The 20,958-nt window shown below is 73.2% G+C and carries 16 protein-coding genes and 1 pseudogene; 5 read left to right on the top strand and 12 right to left on the bottom strand.

Annotated elements, in window-relative coordinates; translation table 11 throughout:
• The coding region (locus CCN72_RS21600; protein WP_086808947.1) for a phage holin family protein at window positions 1–443 on the bottom strand (443 nt) is incomplete at its 3' end.
• A gap of 82 nt (window positions 444–525) precedes the next feature.
• On the opposite strand from CCN72_RS21600, the gene CCN72_RS21595 reads away from it, so the two are divergent.
• Window positions 526–873 (top strand): VOC family protein, encoded by a 348-nt coding sequence (locus tag CCN72_RS21595; protein WP_085567428.1) that lies wholly within the window; start codon window positions 526–528, stop codon window positions 871–873.
• A gap of 4 nt (window positions 874–877) precedes the next feature.
• Here CCN72_RS21595 and CCN72_RS21590 read toward each other — a convergent pair whose 3' ends face one another.
• The 6 genes from CCN72_RS21590 to CCN72_RS21565 all read right to left on the bottom strand — a co-directional run bounded on the left by CCN72_RS21590 (window position 878) and on the right by CCN72_RS21565 (window position 8,541).
• Window positions 878–2,839 carry a DUF5107 domain-containing protein gene (locus CCN72_RS21590; protein ID WP_086808945.1) on the bottom strand — a complete coding sequence of 654 codons (1,962 nt, stop codon included), beginning with the start codon at window positions 2,837–2,839 and terminating at the stop codon, window positions 878–880.
• 91 nt (window positions 2,840–2,930) lie between these two features.
• Window positions 2,931–3,476 carry a GNAT family N-acetyltransferase gene (locus CCN72_RS21585; protein WP_086808944.1) on the bottom strand — a complete coding sequence of 182 codons (546 nt, stop codon included), beginning with the start codon at window positions 3,474–3,476 and terminating at the stop codon, window positions 2,931–2,933.
• A 41-nt stretch (window positions 3,477–3,517) separates the two neighbouring features.
• Complete coding sequence (locus CCN72_RS21580; RefSeq protein ID WP_086808943.1) at window positions 3,518–4,441, bottom strand: S66 peptidase family protein; 924 nt, start codon at window positions 4,439–4,441, stop codon at window positions 3,518–3,520.
• A complete protein-coding gene (locus tag CCN72_RS21575; protein ID WP_086808942.1) occupies window positions 4,438–6,405 on the bottom strand; it encodes a dipeptidyl-peptidase 5 in 1,968 nt (655 codons plus the stop codon). Before CCN72_RS21575 ends, CCN72_RS21580 begins: the two co-directional genes overlap by 4 nt.
• Window positions 6,406–6,410: 5 nt before the next feature.
• Window positions 6,411–7,715 carry a M20/M25/M40 family metallo-hydrolase gene (locus tag CCN72_RS21570; protein ID WP_086808941.1) on the bottom strand — a complete coding sequence of 435 codons (1,305 nt, stop codon included), beginning with the start codon at window positions 7,713–7,715 and terminating at the stop codon, window positions 6,411–6,413.
• Window positions 7,708–8,541, bottom strand: coding sequence for a M55 family metallopeptidase (locus CCN72_RS21565; RefSeq protein ID WP_086808940.1), 834 nt, complete (start codon window positions 8,539–8,541; stop codon window positions 7,708–7,710). The genes CCN72_RS21570 and CCN72_RS21565 overlap by 8 nt, the downstream gene beginning before the upstream one ends.
• Window positions 8,542–8,779: 238 nt before the next feature.
• Between CCN72_RS21565 and CCN72_RS21560 the strand changes: the two genes are divergently transcribed.
• Window positions 8,780–10,459 (top strand): chloride channel protein, encoded by a 1,680-nt coding sequence (locus tag CCN72_RS21560; RefSeq protein WP_208638060.1) that lies wholly within the window; start codon window positions 8,780–8,782, stop codon window positions 10,457–10,459.
• Between the two features lie 40 nt (window positions 10,460–10,499).
• Here the strand turns inward: CCN72_RS21560 and CCN72_RS21555 are convergent, their stop codons facing one another.
• The 5 genes from CCN72_RS21555 to CCN72_RS21535 form a co-directional block, all read right to left on the bottom strand.
• The gene (locus tag CCN72_RS21555) at window positions 10,500–11,036 is read right to left on the bottom strand and encodes a MarR family winged helix-turn-helix transcriptional regulator (RefSeq protein WP_086808938.1); all 537 of its coding nucleotides are present in this window, start codon (window positions 11,034–11,036) and stop codon (window positions 10,500–10,502) included.
• 187 nt (window positions 11,037–11,223) lie between these two features.
• Window positions 11,224–11,943, bottom strand: a complete 720-nt coding sequence (locus CCN72_RS21550) for a class I SAM-dependent methyltransferase (RefSeq protein ID WP_086808937.1) — start codon at window positions 11,941–11,943, stop codon at window positions 11,224–11,226.
• Window positions 11,944–12,049: 106 nt separating this feature from the next.
• Window positions 12,050–14,605: an ATP-binding SpoIIE family protein phosphatase gene (locus CCN72_RS21545; RefSeq protein WP_086808936.1), complete on the bottom strand. Its 2,556-nt coding sequence runs from the start codon at window positions 14,603–14,605 to the stop codon at window positions 12,050–12,052.
• 153 nt (window positions 14,606–14,758) lie between these two features.
• On the bottom strand, window positions 14,759–17,215 hold the full coding sequence (locus tag CCN72_RS21540) for an MFS transporter (RefSeq protein ID WP_244174361.1): 2,457 nt from the start codon (window positions 17,213–17,215) through the stop codon (window positions 14,759–14,761).
• A 185-nt stretch (window positions 17,216–17,400) separates the two neighbouring features.
• Complete coding sequence (locus CCN72_RS21535) at window positions 17,401–17,844, bottom strand: SRPBCC family protein (RefSeq protein ID WP_037654743.1); 444 nt, start codon at window positions 17,842–17,844, stop codon at window positions 17,401–17,403.
• A 174-nt stretch (window positions 17,845–18,018) separates the two neighbouring features.
• On the opposite strand from CCN72_RS21535, the gene CCN72_RS21530 reads away from it, so the two are divergent.
• From CCN72_RS21530 to CCN72_RS40705, 3 genes and pseudogenes are all read left to right on the top strand, one after another.
• Window positions 18,019–19,065 carry an Rv2578c family radical SAM protein gene (locus CCN72_RS21530; protein ID WP_086808935.1) on the top strand — a complete coding sequence of 349 codons (1,047 nt, stop codon included), beginning with the start codon at window positions 18,019–18,021 and terminating at the stop codon, window positions 19,063–19,065.
• A 146-nt stretch (window positions 19,066–19,211) separates the two neighbouring features.
• Window positions 19,212–20,765 carry an alpha/beta hydrolase gene (locus CCN72_RS21525; RefSeq protein ID WP_086808934.1) on the top strand — a complete coding sequence of 518 codons (1,554 nt, stop codon included), beginning with the start codon at window positions 19,212–19,214 and terminating at the stop codon, window positions 20,763–20,765.
• A gap of 86 nt (window positions 20,766–20,851) precedes the next feature.
• Window positions 20,852–20,958 (top strand): annotated as a pseudogene (locus CCN72_RS40705) (RidA family protein); the annotation flags it as partial.

The following is a 20,958-nucleotide window of genomic DNA, read 5'->3' as shown; positions in this document are numbered from 1 at the left end:
CGGCGCGGGTCGTCCAGGTCAGCCGGGGTCTCCGGCGGGTTCTTGGGGATCGGCGGGTACGGCATGCCGAGGCCGCCGGGCGGCGCGACCGGCGGGGTGCCGCCGACCACCCGGTGCGGCGGACGCGGGTGGTGTTCCGAGGACGAGGAGTGGGCACTGGCCCGCAGCGCGAACGCCACCGCGGCCATCAGCGCCCCGGTGATCAGCGCGGCCGCCCAGCCGGGCAGCCCGATCGCCAGCGCGAGGCCCACGGCGACGACGACCGCGCCGCCCGCGTACAGGGCGGCGGCACCCGACGCGCCGTAGAGCACGGCGGTACGGCGCTGCTTGCGGGTCTGCTCGCGCAGCTCCTCTCGTATGGTCACACGGGCCACCTGAGCCAGCTCCTCGACCAGCTCCTTGTCGAGATGTTCCAGATGATCCAAAGGTTCCGAACGGTTCATGTCACGCGGGTACCCTGTGCGCACCTCGGTTAACTCCGTGGGTGCCTGCGCGCCGGCCCCCGCCCCAACTAGGCTCGGCCGTATGGAGATTATGGGCGCCTCGCTGCGTATCTGCGTTGCCGACATCGAGACCGCGATCCCCTTCTACGAGCGGCTGGCCGGTGGCACGGCGCAGCGGTTCGCACGCGGCGGGGTCCAGGTCGCCGCGATCGGCTCCTTCCTGCTGATGAGCGGTCCGGAGGCCGAGCTGGAGATCCTGCGGAAGGTCACCGCGACCATCGCCGTCAAGGACGTGGGCGAGGCCCGCGAGCTGCTCACCGGCCTCGGCGCCCGCATCCTGGTGGAGCCGGTGCCGACACCGGCGGGCAGCAACATGCTGGCGATGCACCCGGACGGATCGCTCTTCGAGTACGTGGACCAGCACGGCTGAGCGCTCAGGCGGAATCGGGACGCATCCTGAAGTCGTAGCGGGCGGGCAGGGGTTCGTCGGTGAGCCGGGCCCAGACCCGGTCGAGCACCCGGGAGCCCTCCCGCAGGTCGGCGATCTCGAAGCCGGCGTCGAACACGGCCCGCGCCTCGGCCCGTCGGCCCTCCGCGAGCAGCAACTCCGCCTCCAGCAGCCGGAATCGGCCGCGCTGCCGGACGGCCGACGGCAGCCGTTCCCAGACCGCGCGGGCCTCCGCCGTCCGCCCGACCCGCAGCAGCGCTTCGAGCGCCTCGCGGCCGAGGGCGGTCCGCCGGGCGACCCGCTCCGTGTCCTCCGGGCGCTCCGCCGCGCACAGGTCGGTGAACGCGTCGGCGTACCGGTCGGCGGCCCGCTCGTGGTGGCCGTCGTCCTGGTCGGCGACGGCCAGGGCCCGCAGCAGTGGCCAGCGCGCGGGGGCGAGCGGCAGGGCCCGCTCCCAGCTGCGGACGGCCTGGGCGCGGTCGCCCGCGTGCCACTGGGCGATGCCGAGGTGGTACTCGGTGTGCCAGGTGGCGGGCGCGGTCTCCAGCAGGTCCCGCCAGTGCGGGGCGACCGGCGTCGCACCGGCCGGCTCCGGGCCGCGCGGGGCGGGCAGGCTCCCGGTGCGCAGCAACTCCCGCCAGGGCTCCTGGTCCTGGCCGAGCGTGGACTCGGAAAAGGGCGTGCCGGGCAACTTCCAGCCGGCGCGCAGCACTTCGAGGGCGCCCCAGCCGGAGCCGGTGGCGAGGATCTCGCCGGGTCCGGTGTCGGCGTGCGGCCGCCATCGCGCGTACGCCTCCTCGACACGGGCGCGCGGCAGCACCGCCTCCAGCCGCTCCTCGGCCTGCCGGACCGCGCAGGTCCACTCCCCCGCGGGCGAGGTGTCGAGCGGACCGTACGCCTCCAGCCAGGACACCTCGCTCTCCGCGTCCAGGCGGACGTGCTCCAACTGGGTACGGGCCAGGCCCGCCTGGATCTCGCAGTAGCCGCCGGTGCCGGGCTCGGTGAGCCACTGCTGCCAGCGGCGGCCACCGGGACCGCTGCCCCAGACGAACAGCTTGCGGCCGCGCAGCACATCGGTGGAGGTCTGCACCAGCCCCTGCCCCGCCGCGTCCAGCGCGGCGATCCAGCGGCGCCGGCCGTCGGGCACGTCGTAGAAGTAGTCGGCGGCGTAAGGGCTGTTGAGGGGGTAGGTGCGGTCGATGCCGTCGTACGAGGGGACGGGCACCCGGCGCAGCCGCTGCTCGTAGCCGAACCGCCAGGCCGCCTCGGCGGGGGCGAGGACCCGGACCTCCTCGGGTACCGCGATGTTGGACCACCAGTAGGTGGGCACCGGGTGCTCGTGCGGATTGCGGACGCGGACGGCGACGTAGAGGAAGTCGGAGCCGTCGGGCAGCCACAGGTCGACCTGGAAGGGCAGGTCGCGCAGCCGCTCCCACTCCCACAGGCGCAGCATCTCGCCGCCGTCGGGGGCCGGGACGCGCGCGGCGTGCAGAGGGGCGCAGGAGAGGGTGGTGTGACCGGTGGCGCCGATGTTCCACTCGATGCCGCCGGAGTACCAGGCGCCGTTGAGGGCGAAGTCGGCGGGCTGGAACACCGGGTTGCGGTACAGGAGTTCGCGGCCGGTCGGCAGATGGAGCAGCGAGGCGACCCGGCCGCCGAGGCCGGGCAGGACGGTGGCGCGCAGCCGGTCGTTCTCGATCACCAGGGCGTCGAGGGCGCGGGGTGCGCGGGTCCTGTCGTAGCCGTCGCGCAGGCGGACCGGCAGCAGGCTGCGCAGCGGCGCGTACCCGAGCCCGCGCGCCATGTCCGGGGGGATGTCCGCCCGGTCGCGGTCGTCGACGCGGTGGACCTCGTCGAGCGGGCGCAGTGGGGGCAGGGGGTTGTCCGGGCCCAACTCGGCGGCGGGCAGGGTCAGTACCTCACGTCGGATCCTTGTCACGACGACCATGGAACCCGGCGCGCGGTGACTCGGCCAGGGGAGCTGCCGGTCAGGATTGCGCAAAGGGCGTAAAAACCGCGGCGGGGCGGCCCGTTCGAGGTCAGGCGCGCATCTCGGCGGTGAGCGCCCAGCGTTCGTGGTCGCGCCAGTCCCCGTCGATGTAGATCATCTTCGGGGAGAAGCCCTCCAGGCGGAACCCGGCGCCCCGGGCCAGCGCGGCCGAGGCGAGGTTCTCCGGCTGGGCGTTGATCTCCAGGCGGTGCAGCCCGAGCGGCCCGAAGGCGTGGCCGATCACCAGGTCGAGGCCCTCGCGCATCAGGCCCCGCCCGGCGGCGTGCGCGAACGCGCCGTAACCGAGGGCGCCGCAACGGAAGCCGCCCCGGACGATGTTGTTGATGTTGATGAACCCGGCGATGTCCCCGCCCTCGCGCTCGCACACCAGGAAACCGGCCTTCGTGGGGTCGTCGATCAGCCGCCCCGCGTACTCGGCGTACGCGTCCTCGGTGTCCGGCGGGAACAGCCACGGGCGGTGCAGGTCCTTGCTCTCGCGGGCGCGCGCGGTGAACTCGGGACCGTCCTGAAGGGTGAAGTGGCGGATGCCCACCCGGGGGCCTTCGGCGAGATAGCGGGACGCGATGTGCGGCATCCGGCCAGCTTACGCGTCCCCTCTCGCCGCGCGGGGCGTGCTCAGCTCAGCGCGGGCTCCGCCAGTGTCAGCGTCCCGGCGTCCGCGTCCAGCTCCGCCTCGGCCCCGAACGGGATCGTCAGCGCGTCCGCGCAGTGCCCGAACCCCATCTCCTCGCAGACCGGCACCCCGAGCCCGCCGAGCCGGTCCGCGAGGACGGCGCGCACCTCCTCGTAGGGGCCGCAGCGCTCCCAGGATCCGAGCCCGATCCCGGCGACCCCGTCGAGCCAGCCGGAGCGCAGCAGCTGGGTGAGCAACCGGTCGATGCGGTACGGCAGTTCGGTGACGTCCTCGATCATCAGCAGCCCGCCGCGCGCACCGGCCCTGGCGAGCGGGGTGCCGAGGTCGGCGGCGAGCCCGCCGAGGTAGCCGCCGAGGGTCACCCCGCGGGCCCGGCCGGGCACCAGCGCCGTCCCGGTCGTGGCGATCGTCCGTACCGTCTCGGGTGCGAACAGGGTGGCCTTCAGATGTTCCTGCGCCCGGGCGCTCTTGATGAAGTCGATCCCGGCGGCCACCGGCCCGTACAGCGTGGCCAGGCCGAGGCGGGTGGCGAACGCCTGGTGCAGATGGGTGATGTCGCTGAACCCGAGGAAGACCTTCGGGCCGGCGGCGCGCAGCGCGTCCCAGTCGACCAGGTCGGCCATGCGCTGGGCGCCGTAGCCGCCGCGGGCGCACAGGACCGCGGCCACCGATGGATCGCACCAGGCGTTCTGGAGGTCCGCGGCCCGGTCGGCGTCGGTGCCCGCCAGGTAGCCCAACTCGCTGTCCCGGTCGAGGACATGGGGCATGACGACGGGGTCGAGGTCCCAGCCGCGCAGCACATCGAGGCCGGCCTGGACGCGTTCCTCGGGCACCGGGCCGCTGGGGGCGACGACGGCCACCCGGGCGCCCGGGGCCAGCCTCGGCGGGCGGACGAGGGGTTTCACCGGTGCAGCTCCAGTCGGGGTACATCGGGCACGTCCAGTTTGAACACCTGGGCGTACAGGGAGAGTTCGGCTTCCAGGGTGCGGATCACGGTGTCCGCCCTGCGGAATCCGTGGCCCTCCCCCTCGAAGGTGAGGTAGGCGTGCGGGACGCCCTTGCCCTGGACGCGGGCGAGGAACTCCTCGCACTGCGCGGGCGGGCAGATCACGTCGTCCAGGCCCTGGAGCATCAGGAACGGCACGGCGAGCCGGTCGGCGTGGCTCGCGGGCGAGCGCTCGGTGTAGCGGGTCGGCACCTCGGTGAACGGGCCGATCAGGGACTCCATGTAGCGCGACTCGAAGTCATGGGTGCCGCCGGAGGCCCAGCTGGTCAGGTCGAGGACCGGGTAGAGGATGGTGCCGCACGCGTAGACCCCGGTGGTGGTGAGGGAGGCCGCGGTGGTCCAGCCGCCCGCGCTGCCGCCCCGGATCGCGAGCCGCCCGGGGTCCGCGGTGCCCTCCTCGGCCAGCGCGCGGGCGACGGCCGCGCAGTCCTCGACGTCGACCACGCCCCACTGCTCGCGCAGCCGCTCGCGGTAGGCGCGGCCGTACCCGGTGGAGCCGCCGTAGTTGACCTCGGCGACGCCGATGCCCCGGGAGGTGAAGTAGGCGATCTCCAGGTCGAGGACGAGCGGCACCCTGCTGGTGGGGCCGCCGTGCGCCCAGATGACGTAGGGCGGCAACTCGCCGTCGGGTGCGGTGTGTTCGGGGTGGTGCGGCGGGAAGACCTGGGCGTGCACCTCGCGCCCGTCGGGTCCGGTGAAGACGCGGATCTGCGGCTCGGGGTAGTAGGCGGGGTCCACCGGGTCCCGGTGGCGGGCGCCGACGGCGCGGGCGCGGCCGGTGACGGTGTCCAGCTCGACCACCTCGTACGCGGTGCGCGGGCTGGCGCCGATGGCGGCGACCCGGCCGCCGTGCACGGCGAGGTTCGCCGCGAACTCGGTCCAGGGGCCCGCCGCGTCGACGATCTCCCCGGACTCCGGGTCCAGGATCCCGAGCACGGTCGAGCCCTTGCCGTGCACGACCGCGATCAGCCCGCTGTCCAGCGGTGCGAACCAGCGCAGGCCCAGCTGCCACAGCGGGCCGCCGAACTCCTCCTCGCGGGTGCACAGCGGGACGTCGTCGCGGTAGAGGTTCCACCAGCCGCCGCGGTCGCTGGAGTACAGGAGCCCCCCGTCCGCGGCCCATTCCACCTGGGCGACGGCCTCGTGCTCGCCCCCGGCGACGGTGTGCGCGCCGTGCAGGGTGCCGTCCGCGGCGACCTCGGCGACCCGCAGTTCGGTGCCCTCCCAGGGCATCCGCGGGTGGTCCCAGGCGAGCCAGGCGGCGCGCCGGCCGTCCGGGGAGAGCCGGGGTCCGGTGACGAACCGGTGCCGCTCCTCGGTGAGTTCACGCACCGCGCCCCGGTCCTCGGCGGCCGAGCCGTCCAGCGGTACGGCGGCGAGGACGCGCCGGACGTCGCCGGGGTCGTCGCCGGTGTACTCCTCCAGCACGCACCACACCTCGCCCCGTTCGAGGTCGAGATGCGGTTCCGCCCAGCGCAGTCCGCCGCCGACCGGGGAGAGCGGGGTGAGCGGGCGGGGCTCGCCGCCGGGCTCGTACCGGTAGAGCCGCTGGTCGGCGAAGTGGGCGAACACCACGAGGGGCGCGCCGCCTTGGACCTCGGCGGTCCAGGGCCGGCCGCCGTACTCGATGACGCGGGTGCGCACGTTCCACGGTGCGGGCAGCAGCGATTCCTCGGTGCCGTCCGCGCGGCGCCGTATCAGCGCCCGGCGGCCGCCCTCGCCGGGGCGGGGCTCGGTCCACCAGGTCTCGTCCCCGACGTAGCCCACCCAGTCCGGGCGGCCGTCGTGGGCGGCGGCGAGTGCCGCGTCGATGGGTGACGGCCAGGTGCCGTACGGTGCCCTGTGCATGGTGTCCTCCCCCATTTCGTCTAGGCCGTGCGCAGGAAGCGGTCGAGGACACGGACGCCGAAGTGCAGCGCCTCGACGGGCACGCGTTCGTCCACGCCGTGGAACAGCGCCTGGTAGTCGAGCCCTTCGGGCAGTTTCAGCGGTGCGAAGCCGTAGCCGGTGATGCCGAGCCGGGAGAACTGCTTGGCGTCGGTGCCGCCGGACATGCAGTACGGCACCACATGCCCTTCGGGCGCGAACTCCCGTACGGCCGCCCGCATCCGGTCGAAGAGCGGGGAGTCCACCGGTGCTTCGAGGGCGACCTCGCGGTGCGCGAACTCCCAGTCGACGTCCGGTCCGGTGAGCCGGTCGAGGGTGGCGGTGAACTCCTCCTCGCCGCCCGGCAGATAGCGTCCGTCGACATGGGCGACGGCCTCGCCCGGGATCACGTTCAGTTTGTAACCGGCGTCCAGCATGGTCGGGTTGGCGCTGTTGCGGACGGTCGCCTCGACCAGCTTGGCGGCCGGGCCCAGCTTCTCCAGCAGCCGGTCGACATCGCCGAAGTCGGCGTCGATGCCGTACAGCGCGGCGAGTTCGGCGAGCGCGGCGCGCACCGTCGGGGTGAGCCGCAGCGGCCATGGGTGCTCGCCGATGCGGGTGACGGCGGCGGCGAGCCGGGTCACCGCGTTCTCGTCGTTCACCTTGGAGCCGTGCCCGGCGCGGCCGCGCGCGGTCAGCTTGAGCCACCCGGTGCCGCGTTCCCCGGCGGCGATCGGGTAGATCTGCCGTCCGGCGCCGTCATGGAAGGTGAAGGCGCCGGACTCGCTGATGCCCTCGGTGCAGCCCTCGAACAGCTCGGCGTGCTCGTCGGCGAGGAAGCCGGAGCCGTCCTCGGCGCTGGCCTCCTCGTCGGCGGTGAACGCGATGACCAGATCGCGGCGGGGCCGCACCCCCGTGCGGGCCCAGGAGCGGACGACCGCGAGGATCATCGCGTCCATGTTCTTCATGTCGACGGCGCCGCGCCCCCACACCACTCCGTCCCGGACCTCCCCGGAGAACGGGTGCACGCTCCACTCGGCGGCCTCGGCGGGCACCACGTCGAGATGACCGTGGACCAGCAGGGCGTCCGCGCCCGGCTCGGTGCCCTCGATCCGGGCGACCACATTGGTACGGCCCGGGGTGCGCTCCAGCAGCAGCGGTTCGAGGCCGGCGCCGGCCAGCCGCTCGGCCGCGTACTCGGCGGCGGGCCGCTCCCGGCAGTCGCCGCCGCCCCGGTTCGTGGTGTCGATCCGGATCAGCCCCGAGGTGAACTCCACGACCTCGTCGAGGGCCCGCGGGTCAGCCATACTGCTCCTCCACGGCGTTGGAGACCATCGTGGTGACCGCCTTGAACGTCCGGATGCCCTCGTACATGGTGGCGCTGGTGTACGCCACCTTCCGCTCGCCGATGCGCGCGACGCCCGGGACCACGGTCGCGGCCATCGCCAGATGCTCGGCGTCGAACTCCACGGCGACGGTGAACGGCCCCGCCTCCACGGGCGCGTGGCGCACGGCGAGCCGGGCGGCGTCCTTGGCGGCGGCGCGGATGTCGGCCGCGGTGCGGGCCGGGGTGCGGCAGACGGCCGCGTACCGGGACACATGGTCCTTGACGGCGACCTTCAGCGCCTCGGGCGCGTAGCCGAGCGCGTCCTCGCAGGCCACGTCGTCGCCGGTGACGAGGACGACGGGGACGCCGTACTCGGCGACGACATGCGCGTTGAGCAGGCCCTCACTGGCGCGTACGTCGTTCAGCCAGACACCGGTGATCTGGTTGGCGAGGTAGGTGTGGGCGAGCACGCCCTCCATACCGGCGCCCGCGTGATAGCCGATGAAGGCGATCCCATCGATGTCCCCGTGCTGGACGCCCTCCACCATGGACAGCGCCTTGTGCCGCCCGGTGAGCATCTCCGTGCGCTCATCCAGCTGTTCGAGCAGCAGATTGCGCATCGTCCAGTGGGCCTCGTTGACGAGCACCTCGTCGGCGCCGCCGTCGAAGAAACCCTGCACGGCGGCGTTCACGTCCGAGGTGAACATCCCCCGGCACCGCTCCCACTGCGGCGTCCCCGGCAGCACATCGGCCGGCCAGGTGACACCGGTGGCCCCCTCCATGTCGGCACTGATGAGGATCTTCATGGAGCGTCACGTTACGCGCTGCGGGGTCACCGGACCAGGAGAGCGGCCGAGACGCCGTGGCGGCATCCACCTATCTTTTGCATAATGCAAAAGTGAGGGAGGAGAATCAATGAGTGCCATACCGGCGACAGAGGACGAGAAGCGCGGGAGCGGCGCGGCGAGGAGGGACCGGGTGCCCGTGCCGGGAGGGATCCGACCGGCGGGACCGGTGGGGCCGTCGCGGGGTGCCTGGATCGTCCTGGTCCTGGCGGTCGTCGTGGGCGCCGGGGCGGGCGTGGGCTCGATCGTCTTCCGCTGGTGCATCCGGACGTTCACCCGGCTGCTGTCCGGCCACTCCGACTACGCCGCCTCGCCCGGCGCCGCGAACCCTCATGTGCCCTGCCTGGGACCGTACTTCGTGCTCCTCGCGCCGGTCGTCGGCGGTCTGCTCTACGGCCCGCTGGTCAACCGGTTCGCCAAGGAGGCGCGCGGGCACGGGGTGCCCGAGGTGATGCTCGCCGTCGCCCAGCGCGGCGGCCGGATCAGCCCCAAGGTCGCCGTGGTCAAGACCCTGGCCTCGGCGCTGACCATCGGCTCGGGCGGTTCGGTGGGCCGTGAGGGCCCCATCGTGCAGATCGGCTCGGCGCTCGGCTCCACCCTCGGGCGGCTGACCGGGGCGGCCGAGGGCCGGATGAAGCTCCTGGTGGCCTGTGGCGCGGCGGGCGGCATCGCGGCCACCTTCAACGCGCCCCTGGCCGGTGTCTTCTTCGCCATGGAGCTGATCCTTGGCACCTTCTCCGCCGAGGCGTTCGGCGCGACCGTGCTGGCCAGTGTCACCGCGAGCGTGATCGGCCGCGCCGCGTTCGGCGACAGCGCCTTCCTGAACCTGCCCGGCTTCCACGTCGGCCATCTCTCCCAGTACGCCCTGTTCGCCCTGCTCGGCGTCGTCGCGGCCGTCGTCGGCGTGGGCTTCGCGCGCTTCCTCTACGTGATCGAGGACGTCTGCGACCGGCTGTGGCGGGGCCCGGAGTGGCTGCGCCCGGCGATCGGCGGACTGGCGCTCGGCCTGGTCCTCCTGGCCCTGCCCCAGATGTACGGCGTCGGCTACCCGGTCCTGCAACGGGCGACCGAGGGCGGCTACGCGGCCGGCTTCCTGCTTCTGCTGCTGGCCGGGAAGATGCTGGCCACCAGCCTCACCATCGGCATCAGCGGCTCCGGCGGCGTCTTCGCGCCCAGCCTGTTCGTCGGGGCGATGCTCGGCTCGGCGTACGGCATCGGGGTCCACCACCTGCTGCCCGGCTCGGCCGGCGCCGTGGGGGCGTACGCGCTCGTCGGCATGGGCGCGGTGTTCGCCGGAGCGGCCCGGGCGCCGATCACCGCCGTGGTCATCCTCTTCGAGCTGACCGGCGAATACTCGATCATCCTGCCCCTGATGCTGGCCGTCGTGCTGGCCACCGCCGTCAGCCGGCTGCTGTCCCGGGACACCGTCTACACCCTCAAGCTGCGCCGCCGCGGCATCGACCTCGAAGGCCCCGTCCCGGGCGCGCCGCTGGGCGCCCAGCATGTCGGCACCGTCATGGAACCGCTGCCCGCTCCGCTGCCCGCGGCCACACCGCTGGCCGACGCCGCCGGGCTGCTCAGCCGCTCGGGCCACGGCGCGCTGCCGGTGATCGACGGCGCCGGGGCGTACGTCGGCGTGGTCACCGCGCGAGCGGTGGCCGAGGCCCTCGCGGAACAGCCGGACGCGGCACCGGCGACCGTGGGGCGGCTCGCCGAGCCGCCCACCGCGGTGACCGCCGACCAGCCGCTCGCCCAGGCCCTGCACACGCTGCTGGCGGCCGCCGGGGGCGGGGTGCCCGTCCTCGACGCCGAGCGGGGCAGCCCGGTGGGCTGGCTCAGCCATCAGGGGGCACTGCGGGCGGTGCATACGACGGCCTGACCGACCCCGGCTTCTTTGCATCATGCAAGGGAGCCGGGGATCAGATCTCGTGGGCCATCGATCCGTCCACGATCCAGCCCAGCGGATGCGGCTCGGGGTCGTCCGCGCCGGGGGCCGGCGGTTCCCCGCCCGCCTCGTTGAAGGCGTTCAGGGCCTCGATGAGGGCCAACCGCTCGGTCGGGCGGAGCCGTTCCACGATGGCGGCGATCTCGGCGCGGCGCCCGGCGGTCACGTCCGCCACGATGCGCCGGCCCTCCTCGGTCGGCCGCAGCAGGGTCTCGCGCCGGTTGTCCGGGTTGGGCTGCCGGTCCGCGAGCCCGGCGGCGATGAGCCGGTCGACCATGCGCATCGCGGTCGAGGGCGCCACCTGGAGCAGTTCGGCGAGCGCCACCAGCTTGGTCGTCCCCCGGGTCGCCAGCACCACGAGCATGCGGAACTGGGCGAGGGTCACCCGCTCCTCCACGGCGGCCAGGGAACGGGCGGAGACGGCCACCAGCAGACGAGAAGCCGTCAGCACGGCCCTGGTGACCGCGTCGACATCGTCCAGGGCGTCCATGGGGGTCTTTCGTTCCGGCATAGGTCCTTTCTACCGCGCCCGGCCCGGCACGCTCGCACGAGCGCCCCACCGAGGCCGGTGCGGGACGGGTGCGGGTGCGGGTGCCGGTGCGGGTGCGGGTGCCGGTGCGGGGCGGGTGCCGGTGCGGGGCGGGTGCCGGTGCGGGACGGCGCGGACGGCCGTCCCGCACAGCGCGCGACGCGTCCGGCTACCGGCCCGCGAGCACGAACCAGCGGGCCGGCAGGTCGATACGGGTGCCGTCGGTGAGGTGCTCGGTCTGCGGGAGGACGGTGTCGCCCTCGGCGAGGACGGTCAGGCCTGCCTCGCCGAGCAGGCGCGGGACCTCGCCCTCGTCGGCGTCGGCGGGCTTGAGATGGTGGTGGAAGACGCGCCGCAGCTTGGGCGGCGGGCCGGACGGCTCGGCGGCGGCGCGCCCCAGGACATCGCGGGAGGCGGGGGTGAGCTCCACGACGAAGGCGCGGCCCGCGCTGCCGATCAGCGTGGCAACGGCGGCGGCGACCGCGGGGCGCGCGGCGGGCTCGCTCTGGTGGATGACGGCCCGCATATAGACGTTGCAGTCGCCGAGCCGGTCGTGCAGGGCCTTCACCGCGTCGCCGTCGGTCAGATCCAGCTGTTCGAACTCCACGGGCGCGTCCCCGGCGGCGCGCCGGGCGTGTTCGACGGCCGCGTGCGAGAGGTCGACGCCGATGGCGCGGACGAACCGGGTGGCCAGAAAGCGGGTCTGGGTGCCGTTGCCGCAGCCGAGGTCGACTATGGGGCGGGCCGGGTCCGCGTGCGGCAGCAGCAGCGCGGAATGCGGCTCCGCACTCAGCGAGGGGTCCGAGTCCCAGATCGCCTCACCCGGAGCGTCGGAGGTCTCGCTCCAGTAACTCTCCCAGTTGCCACGGTAGTTGTCCGAAACGTTCATGCGCTCTCCCACGATCGGTTGCCGTGATCGGGATATCGCGCGGACCGGGTCGCGGGCAAGGGCCGGGGAGCCACCTTCACCGGACGTACCGACGGCTCGCGCCGGTTCAGTGGCTTCCCGTGACCGACTGTTCGAACCAGACCGTCTTACGGTGCCCCGTGGCGTTCGCGCCCCATTCGCGGGCGAGCCTGCTGACCACGCGCAGCCCGCGCCCGTACTCGTCGCGGGGACCGGCGGCGATCATCGCGGGCAGGGTGGGCTCGTCGTCGGTGACCTCGAACAGCAGCGCGTCGGTGCGCACCACCCGCAGCCCGATCCGGTCGCCCTCGGCATGCCGTACGGCGTTGGTGACGACCTCGCTCACCAGCAGTTCCGCGGTCTCCACCGGCTCCGGCAGCCCCCAGGCGAGAAGTTGCTCGCGGACCAGGCGGCGGGCCCGGCCCACCTCGCGGGCATCGTTGTCGAGCCGCCAGTCGGCGACGTGTTCGGCGGGGATGCCGTTGAGCCGGGCCATGAGCAGGGCGACGTCGTCCTTGCGGCCGCCCCGGGTGTTGAGGGCGCGGATGATGGTGTCGCAGGCGTCGTCCATGGAGGCGGCGGGATGCGCGGCGGACTCGCAGAGCGCGGCGAGGCCCTCCCCGATGTCCGAGCCGCGCACCTCGACCAGTCCGTCGGTGCACAGCACCAGCCGGTCCCCGGGCGCGACCCTGATCCGGGCCGCCTCGAAGGGGACGCCGCCGACACCGATGGGTGCCCCGGTCGGCAGGTCGAGCAGCTCGCTGCTGCCGTCCTCGGCGCGCACCAGCACCGGCGGGATGTGTCCGGCGTTGGCGAGGGTGACCTCGCCGCGGATCGGGTCGTAGACCGCGTACAGACAGGTGGCGAGGTAGTTGTCGCCGAGCCGGCGGGCCAGGTCGTCCAGATTGCGCAGGAGTTGGGCGGGCGGGGTCTCCATCGTGGCCATGGTCTGTACGGCGGTGCGCAACTGGCCCATCATCGCGGCCGAGTTGAGGCCGTGGCCCATGACGTCGCCGACCACGAGGGCGGTACGAGAGCCGGACAGTTTGATGGTGTCGAACCAGTCGCCGCCGATCCGCCCGAGCAGGGTGCCCGGAAGGTAGCGGGTGGCCACGTCACAGCCGGCCATCCGCGGGGTGACCTGCGGGAGCATGCTGTCCTGGAGGGTGTCGGCAACGTTCTCCTGGTACGTGTACATGCGCGCGTTGTCGAGCACCAGCCCTGCGCGGGCAGCGAGTTCGGCGCCGGTGGTGCGGTCCATGTCGTCGAACTCGGGCCGGTCGGGGCGGCGCATCAGCACCATGAAGCCGAGGACGACATTGCGCGCCTTGAGCGGCACGATCAGCAGCGAGCGACCGCCGATCAGCGGCCTGAGGTCGCGCTTCTCGAACTGCCCGGAGATCCGCTCGGACAACTCGTCGGTGACCTTCGGGACGAGCACCGGCTCGCCGGTGCTCATGCACTGGTAGAACGGGGTGTGTTCGGGGAAGGCGAAGGCCTCGCCGACCGGCACGGTGTCGTCCCAGCGGCCCGGTTCGTCATTGTGCTCGACCCAGACGCGGAACATGACGGTGCTGGCGTCCGGCGGGCCGTCCGGGAAGCCCTCGCCCGCGAGGACGGCCGCGCGCAGATGGGTGCCGGCGAAGTCGGCGAAGCGGGGCACGGCTGCGCTGGTGACCTCGCGGATGGTCTCGCCGAGGTCGAGGGAGGAGCCGATGCCGGAGCTGACCTCGTTGAGGAATTCGAGGCGTTCACGGACGGCGGCGTACTCCAGGTCCCGTTCGGCGCCCAGGGGTACGGTGCGCACGACGGGGGTGCGCTGGCGCGGTACGACGTTCTCGGCGGCCTTGGCGAAGGCGCGGCCGAGACGGCGGGGCACGCCCCAGTACGGGGTCACCGGGACCCGTTCGAACTGGCTGAACTCCAGGACGGGATAGCCGAGTTCGAGGACCTGGGAGACGATGCGGCCGCTGAGTCCCGGGCCCATGTTGGGCAGGATCTCCGGCAGCCGCCGTTCCAGTTCGTCGAAGGCGGGCAGCTCGGTGTGGCGGGCGAAGCCGGGCGCGATGCGTTCGGCGGTCTCGTCGTCGTAGCCGCGCTCCTCGCGCAGCCGGACGGCGTCGGCGGCGAGCACCAGCAGCCGCGCGGGTCCGGGGCCGACCAACGGGTAGGCCCACCACAGCACATCGAGCCGCTCGGCGCCGGGCGCCGAATCGCCGTCCGGGTGCGGCCCGTCGTCCGGCTCGCGCCGCCGGGGTGTGGAGAGGTGGGCGCGGCCGGCCGTGGCGAAGGAGGTCTGTCCGCCGAGGGACGCCTCCAGATCGGGACCCGGGCCCGGGTCGTCGTCGCCCGAACCGCCGTACCGGGCGGCGCCGTTCGGCTCCCCGTCGTACGCCTCGTAGGCGTCCGGCACGGACTCGCCCCGGAGTTGGTCGGGGAGGGCGCCGGAGACCGGCAGCAGATCGCCCGCGGGGCGTCCGACGGCTTCCTCGCGGGTCACGCCGAACAACCGCCGTGCCCCGCTGCTCCAGTGGGACACCAGGCCGCCGCGGTCCACGACGATCACGGCAAGCGGAATCCGGCCCGCGTCGGTGCCGGCGGTGCCGCGCCCGGGAGTCGTGTCCCGCTCGCTGCCACGCTCCATGGCCCAGGCCCCTTCTCCCCACGGCGGTTCGCAAACGATCTGTGCCGCTGGCCACTACGGTACGGGGGCGGCCGGTGGCGATGTGTGGCAATCCGGGAATTGGTTTCACATGATCGCACCGGCCCGCGGCCCGGCACCCGGGCGGGCGCCGGGTCAGTCCTCGTGCCCCAGCTGGAGGTCCCGTTCCGTCCGGCCGCCGCCCGCGACCTGGAGAACCGTGGCGACCGGCGGGTAACCCGCGGCGATGACCGTGTACTCGCCGGAGGACAGGTCCACGAACCGGAAGGCGCCGTCCGCTCCGGTGGTGAGGGTGTCCACGACATTGCCCGCGGCGTCGAGAAGGGTGACCCGGGCGTCCTCCACGACCCGTCCCCCGCTCGCCCGTACGACGCCCCGCAGCACGGCGCCGCCCGCGAGTTCGACGTCCTGCCGGGTCTCCCGGGACGCCTGCACGCTGACCGGCAGGGCGGCCGGGCGGAAGGCGGGCGCGCTGGCGGCGAGGGTGTACTCGCCCGCCACCAGCTCGGTGATGACGTAACCGCCCTCGCGGCCGCTGCGGGTGGTGGCGACCACTTCGCCGTGCACGTTGGTGAGCGTGACGGTGGCGTCGCGCACGGGGCTGCCGTCGGCGGTGAGCACGCTGCCCGCGAGGCGTCCGGCGCCGCCGAGGACGACATCGAGCTCCACGGGCCGCTCGCCGACGGTGACGGAGACGGCCTGCGGCTGATGCCCTCCGGCGGCGGCGATCAGGACGTACGACCCGGAGCCGGGGGTGCTCAGCGCGTACCGCCCGTCGTCGCCGCTCGCGCCCCGGCCGATCTGCTGTCCGGTGACGTCGATCAGGGTGAGCGCGGCGCGGGGCACCACGGTGCCGTCGGGGTGCTGCACGGTGCCGCACACCGGGATGCCGGCGGCGTACGAACGCGGTTGCGGGACGGAGGTGGGCACGCTGTCGGGGTCGGATTCGGTGGCGTGGTGGGACACCAGGGGTTTCTCCTTGAGGAAGAAGGCGATGAGGAGGCCGAGGACGAGCACCGGGACCAGGTACAGGAAGATCCGGGGCATGGCGTCGGCGTACGCGCGGACGTAGGCGTCGCGCAGGGCCGGGGGCAGGGCGTGGACCAGCTGCGGGGTGAGCGACTCGGGGTCGGGCAGCCGGGCTCCGGCGCGCGGGGGCAGTTCCCGGCGCAGGGCGTGGGCGAGCCGGTTCGCGAAGAGGGTGCCGAAGACGGCGGCACCGACGCTGCCGCCGATCTGCCGGAAGTAGTTGTTGGCGCTGGTGGCGGTGCCGAGGTCGGCGGGGCGCGCCGAGTTCTGCACGGCGAGGACGAGGACGGGCATCACCAGGCCGATGCCCGCGCCGAGTACAGCCATCCAGATGCTGTACTGGAGCCGGGAGGTGTCGGCGTCGAGGCGGGACAGCAGCCACATGCCGGCGACGGAGACGGCGCCGCCGAGCACGGGATAGATCTTGTAGCGCCCGGTGTGGCTGATGAGTTGGCCGGAGAGCAGGGAGGCCACCACGATGCCGGCCGTCATGGGCAGCATCAGCAGCCCGGAGCCGGTGGCGCTGGCCCCGTAGACCATCTGGAAGAAGGTCGGCAGATAGCTGGCCGCGCCGAACAGGGCGACACCGATGACGAGGCCGACCAGGGCGGTGACGTTGAAGACGGAGTCACGGAACAGCCGCAGCGGGATGAGGGGTTCGGCGGCGAAGCGCTCGGCGACCAGGAAGAGCACGGTGGCGGCGAGCGCGCCCGCGCCGAGGCCGAGGATCTGCCGGGACCCCCACGGGTACTCGGTGCCGCCCCAACTGGTCAGCAGTACCAGGCACGTCGACGCGGCGGCCAGCAGCAGGGAGCCCAACACGTCGAGGCGGCCGCGCACTTCGGGCCTGGGCAGCTTGAGGACGGCGGCGACCAGGGCGAACGTGACCAGTCCGAAGGGGACGTTGACGTAGAAGCACCAGCGCCAGGAGAGATGGTCGGTGAAGTAGCCGCCGAGCAGGGGGCCGGCGACGGAGGCGACGCCGAAGGCCGCGCCGATCAGACCCATGTAGCGGCCGCGCTGCCGGGGCGGCACGATATCGGCGATGATCGCCTGCACACCGATCATGAGCCCGCCCGCGCCGACGCCCTGGAGCGCGCGGTAGCCGATCAACTGGTCCATGCTGCCCGCGCGTCCGGCGAGCGCGGAGCCGAGGACGAAGACCGCGATGGCGAACAGGAAGACGCCCTTGCGGCCGAAGAGGTCGCCGAGCTTTCCGTACAGCGGCAGGCCGATGGTGGACGTCAGCAGATAGGCGGTGATCGCCCAGGACATCCGGTCCAGGCCGTGGAGTTCGCCGACCACCTTGGGCAGGGCGGTGGCGACGATCATCTGGTCGAGGGCGGCCAGCAGCATCGCCAGCATCAGCCCGAGGAAGACCAGCCGCACCCGGCGCGGGCTCAGCGCGGCGGCGGGGCCGGGCGCCGGGGCCCCGGGGCCGCCCGCCGCGCGGTGCTCCGCGCCGTCCGCCGGGGGTTTTGCCGGGGCGCCCTCGGTGGGTGCCTTCCGGGCCGTGGGCAGCAGCACGAGCGTGTCGTGATCCACCAGAGTCGTCCCGCCCACGTGCCGCTCCCCTCGTCGCCGTCAACGCGGCTGTCGTACCCGTGCAATTTCTCGCGCGAGGCGACAACTACGAACAACAGCGGTGGGTTACGGGGCGGTTCCCGGTGGGCGGGACTTCCACTCGAACCGGTGAAGGGGCGACCCCTGAGAGGGCTCAACGCCCCTTCACCGCGCGGAGGTTGGGACTACTTCTCGACCTCGGTGGCGAGCCGGGCGAGCACGGCGTCGTAGATGCGGCCGAGGCCCTTGGGGGCGAAGGTCCGCTCGAAGAAGCCGCCGATGCCGCCGGCGCCCTTCCAGGTGCTGGTGACGACGACGCGGGCCTTGCCCTCGCCGGCGGGAGTGACGCGCCAGGTGGTCACCATGGAGGAGTTGCGGTCCTTCTCGACCAGTTCGCCGTCGGTGGGCTCGCTCACCTCCAGCAGGCAGTCGCGCACCCGCTTGCTGGTGGCCTGGAGCTTCCAGTGGACGAGGGTGCCCTCGCCGTCGCCGCCCTCGCGCACCTCGTACTCGCTGAACTGCTCGGGCAGCAGCTTCTGCCGGGTGCCGCGGTAGTCGGCGAGGGCGTCGAGCACCTTCTCCGCGTCCGCCGCGACGACCCGCTCCGTAGTGGCCTCGACCTGCGCCATTGCGTTCCTCCAGGACCTGATTGCTCGGGGTTGGGAAAAGCCAACCACCCCGGGTCCCGGCCGCCCAAATCGGGGGGTGTGTCGGGGAGCGTGTCCGGGTCCGGCTCCGGGTGCGCACGATCATGGGAACAGATGTTCTATTGTGGCGGCGAGTGCTACCGAGGAGGACGGCTCATGCGCTGGGACAACCTCACCGACGAGCCCGTCGAACACGGCCGGACCCCCGACGCCGCGCTGTTCGGCGCGGACGCCGTGACCACCCGTACGTTCGACACGCCTGAATTCCGCGGAATCACCTTCCACGAGGTCCGGGCGCGCTCGGTGCTCAACCGGGTGCCGGGCGCCTCGCGGATGCCGTTCGAATGGACGGTGAACCCGTACCGGGGCTGCTCGCACGCGTGTGTGTACTGCTTCGCGCGCAAGACGCACGGCTATCTGGATCTGGACACCGGCATCGGTTTCGACACCCAGATCGTGGTCAAGGTGAACGCCCCGGAGGTGCTGCGCCGCCAGCTGGGCTCCGGCCGCTGGCGCGGCGACCACGTGGCGATGGGTACGAACGTCGACTGCTACCAGCGCGCCGAGGGCCGCTACCGGCTGATGCCGGGCATCATCTCCGCCCTCACCGAGCACGCGAACCCGTTCTCGATCCTGACCAAGGGCACGCTCATCCTGCGCGACCTGGACCTGTTGGTGCGCGCGGCCGAGGTGACGGACGTCGGGATCTCGGTCTCGGTCGGCTTCCTGGACAGCGAGCTGTGGCGCACCGTGGAGCCGGGCACCCCCGCGCCCGAGCGGCGCCTGGACGTCGTACGCGCCCTCGGCGAGCACGGCATCGGCTGCGGCGTCCTGATGGCGCCGGTGATCCCGTTCCTGAGCGACCATCCGGAGCAGCTGCGGGCGACCGTCGCGGCCATCGCGGCGGCCGGGGCGACCTCGGTGACCCCGCTGGTGCTGCATCTGCGGCCCGGCGCGCGGGAGTGGTTCATGGCCTGGCTGGCCGAACACCACCCGTATCTGGTGCGCCGCTACGAGCGGATGTACGCCGGCGGGTCCTACGCGCCGACCTGGTACCAGCGCCGGATCACCCGTCAGGTGCACGAGCTGGCGCGGGAGTACGGCATCGGGCCCACGCGCGCGGGCGCGGCCCGCAGGATCAGCCCGGCACAGCCCGCGCCGGTGCCCGAGGCGGCCGAGCCGACGCAGCTCACGCTGATGTGAGGCCCCCGCGGGAGCGTTCGAGGGCTTCGCGCGGGCAATAGGGTCAACTATCGGCGCAACACGTTCTCCGGGGGCCCCGCATCGGGACGATGCGGCGAGGACCGCGATCGCGCGGTCCGCTCGACCTCTCCGTCCCGGGAGGACCCATGAGAAGACGCGCAGCCGTGCTGTGCGCGGCCGCCGCCGTCCTGGCGGGCTCGGTCACCGGAGCCCCGGCGCGGGCCGCCGCGACCGCGCCGCTCACCTGGAAGAAATGCGCCACCGACGACTACCCGACGCTGGAGTGCGCGTCGCTGAAGGTGCCGCTGGACCACGCGAACCCGGCGGGCCGCCAGATCACGCTGGCCCTGTCCCGCGTCCCGCACACCGCGGCGGCCTCCCAGGGCCCGCTGCTGGTCAACCCCGGCGGCCCCGGCGGCAGCGGGCTCACGCTCGCCGGATTCGTGGCCTCGGCGCTGCCGAAGGACGTGGCGGCGCGGTACGACGTCATCGGCTTCGACCCGCGCGGGGTCGGCCGCAGCAGCCCGGCCCTCGACTGCGTGCCCGGCCATTTCAAGCCGGTGCGCCCGGACAGCGTGCCGGACACGCCCGCGCTCGAACAGGCGAACCTGGAGCGCGCGCGGTCCTTCGCCGCGGAGTGCGGCAAACGGTACGGCGACGTACTGCCGTACATGGACACCGTCAGCAGCGCGCAGGACATGGACAGCATCCGCGAGGCCCTCGGCGCGTCCCGGATCAGCTACTTCGGCTACTCGTACGGCACCTACCTCGGCACGGTGTACGCCAAGCTGCACCCCGAGCGGGTCCGCAGGCTGGTGCTGGACTCGATCGTCGATCCGACCGGGGTCTGGTACGCGGACAACATCGGCCAGGAGCGGGCCTTCGACGACCGGCACCGCGCGCTGATGGCCTGGATCGCCAGGTACGACGCGACGTACGGGCTCGGCAAGGACCCCGCGAAGGTCGAGGCCGAGTGGTACGCGATGCGGGCGGCCCTGGCGAAGAAGCCGGCCGGGGGGAAGGTGGGCGCGGCCGAGTTGGAGGACACGTTCATCCCGGGCGGCTACTACAACGGCTACTGGCCGTATCTCGCCGAGGCGTTCGCCGCCTACGTCCATGACAAGAAGACCGAGCCGCTGGTGGAGGTGTACGACGACTTCGCCGGGGTGGACTCCTCCGGCAACAACGGCTACAGCGTGTACACGGCCGTGCAGTGCGGGGACACCGCCTGGCCGCGCGACTGGGCGCGCTGGCGGCAGGACGCCAGGGCGGTGTACGAGAAGTCGCCGTTCATGGCCTGGAACAACACCTGGTACAACGCGCCGTGCATGTACTGGCCGACCGGCCGCGCCGGGCAGCCGAGCGTGGCCAACACCGAGCTGCCGCCGACGCTGCTCTTCCAGGCCACGGACGACGCGGCCACCCCGTACGCCGGCGGCGTCGCGGCCCACCGGCTGCTGACCGGCTCCAGCCTGGTGGTCGAACAGGGCGGCGGGAACCACGGCATCACCCTGAGCGGCAACGCGTGCCTGGACGGCTACCTCGCCGCCTATCTGGCCGACGGCAAGGTCCCCCGCTCCTCCGGCCCGGCCGACGCGGTCTGCGCCAAGTCCCCGGACCCGACGCCGCTGGCGTCCAAGGCGGCGTCGACGGCCTCGCGCGGATCGATCCTGCACGGCCTGCTGGGATTCCGGAGCTGAGGGTGCCGTGCGGAGGCGGCCGGGGGCATCGCCAAGTGACCCGCTCCGCACGGGCGTTGTCGGTGGTGTGGTCCATGATGGGGTTCATGAGCGAACCGATCAGGATCACCGCCCCCGCGGGCGTCGCCCCCGCCGCGCAGTACAGCCATGTGGTGACGGCGACGGGCCGCCTCGTCGCCGTCACCACATGGCT

Origin of the sequence: Streptomyces murinus (assembly GCF_002154555.1) — a bacterium.
Taxonomy (GTDB): domain Bacteria; phylum Actinomycetota; class Actinomycetes; order Streptomycetales; family Streptomycetaceae; genus Streptomyces; species Streptomyces murinus.
Note: the sequence above shows the minus strand (reverse complement) of the source record. Positions and strands in the feature narration are given on the sequence as shown.